The following is a 1,871-nucleotide window of genomic DNA, read 5'->3' on the forward strand; positions in this document are numbered from 1 at the left end:
CTGACCAGCGATGGCACCAACAAGCCCTATCGCGCCAAGCTGCGCGCGCCCGGTTTCCTGCATCTTCAATCCATCGACTGGATGGCCAGGGGCCACTTGCTGGCCGATGTTTCCGCAATTATCGGCACGATGGATATCGTGTTCGGAGAGGTTGACCGCTGATGCTTCGCCGACTGAGCCCCGAACAACCCGACGGCTTCGCCTTCACGCCCAAGAACCGGGAATGGGCCGAGGCACAGATGACCAAATACCCGGAAGGCCGCAGGCAATCGGCGATCATCCCGATCCTGTGGCGCGCGCAGGAACAGGAAGGCTGGCTGTCGCGCCCGGCCATCGAATATTGCGCCGATCTGCTGGATCTGCCCTATATCCGGGCCCTGGAAGTCGCCACATTCTACTTCATGTTCCAGCTTAAACCCATTGGATCGGTTGCCAATATCCAGATATGCGGCACCACGACCTGCATGATCTGCGGGGCCGAGGCGCTGATCGAGGTCTGCAAGCGCAAGATCGCGCCCAATCCGCACATGGTCTCGGCCGACGGCAAGTTCAGCTGGGAAGAGGTCGAATGCCTGGGCGCCTGCGCCAATGCGCCGGTGGCCCAGATCGGCAAGGATTACTACGAGGATCTGACGCCCGAAAAGCTTGAACGGCTGATCGACGCCTTTTCCGAAGGTCAGGTGCCGCTGCCCGGTCCGCAGAACGGCCGTTTCGCATCGGAACCCGCGTCGGGGCTGACCAGCCTGACCGAACGCGAGGGCAATGAGCTGAATGCCAGCGCATCGCTTGCGCGGCGTCATGGCGACACGGTGAAGCGGATCGACGGGACCGAGGTTCCGATCCTGACGAAATGGCTGGATCGCGACCGCCCCGCCGCGGCCGCGGATGATCAGACCGGGCTCGATGCCGGGCCCCGGCACGACCCGCGCCCCGCCAATGGCCAGCCCGCCGACAAGACCGGCGTGACCGAACACGAGGCACAGGCCGCCTCGGCCGCCAATCCGCCTTCCGACCGCGAACCCGAGGGCGTGCGCGCGCAGGAAGATGCGGTCGAGAAAGACGACCGCGGCGATGCCCGCAAGGCTGACGGCGACACCGCCGCACCCGCCGATGCGGGCCGCCGGCCCGAGGGGCTCGATGCCCCGAGGGACGGCTCTGCCGACGATCTGAAATTGATCAAGGGGGTCGGGCCGAAGCTGGAGGAGATGCTGAACGGAATGGGCTTTTACCATTTCGACCAGATCGCCGCATGGGGTCCCGAGGAACTGGCCTGGGTCGATGCCAATCTGGAAGGTTTCAAGGGAAGGGCCGGCCGCGACGACTGGACCGGACAGGCCAGGGCGCTGGCCGATGACGGCGAGACCGGATCGTCGCGCCGCGCCGCGCAGGACGGAGGCCGGGACGGCGAGGAGTCAGGCAAGGATTGACCTGATACGGGTCTGACACGGGGACAGGCACATGGCGGATGCGAACTGCAACAGAAATTGTTGGATTGCCGGGGCCGGGCTGGGCCTTCTGGTCTGGATTTTCAGCGCGGGCATCGGCTCGGCCGGCTGGCTGGGGGGATTGTTTCTCGGCATCATCGCCGGTGTGCTTCTGGCGCTGCTGCTGATCTGGGCGCTGTGCCACGGACACGCGGCGATGGACGGTTCGCACTGGCATCCCGGTTCCCGGCCCACCCGCGCCGCCGATCCGGTCGAGACGCCCCGTCCGCGTGGCAGCGAATCCGAGGCGGCGATGGCCTTCGCGGGCGCCGCCACCGCGTCACCCGTTCCGGCCGCGCAGCCCGACCACCCCGCGCCGCAGGCCGATCCTGCGCCGCAAGCCGATGTCGCGCCCTCTGGCGAGGCGCAGGCCGGCCGTGGCGGCCC

At 67.0% G+C, this 1,871-nt stretch carries 1 protein-coding gene and 2 pseudogenes; all 3 read left to right on the top strand.

From position 1 onward, the window contains the following. Window positions 1-162: pseudogene (locus B4A72_RS00705) on the top strand (NADH-quinone oxidoreductase subunit D); the annotation flags it as partial. Beyond that, window positions 162-1,427, top strand: coding sequence for an NADH-quinone oxidoreductase subunit E (locus B4A72_RS00710; RefSeq protein WP_292957424.1), 1,266 nt, complete (start codon window positions 162-164; stop codon window positions 1,425-1,427). The pseudogene B4A72_RS00705 and the gene B4A72_RS00710, both read left to right, overlap by 1 nt. Before the next feature lie 31 nt (window positions 1,428-1,458). After that, window positions 1,459-1,871: pseudogene (locus tag B4A72_RS00715) on the top strand (hypothetical protein); the annotation flags it as partial.

The organism is Paracoccus sp. UBA5162 (assembly GCF_002413585.1).
GTDB lineage: Bacteria > Pseudomonadota > Alphaproteobacteria > Rhodobacterales > Rhodobacteraceae > Paracoccus.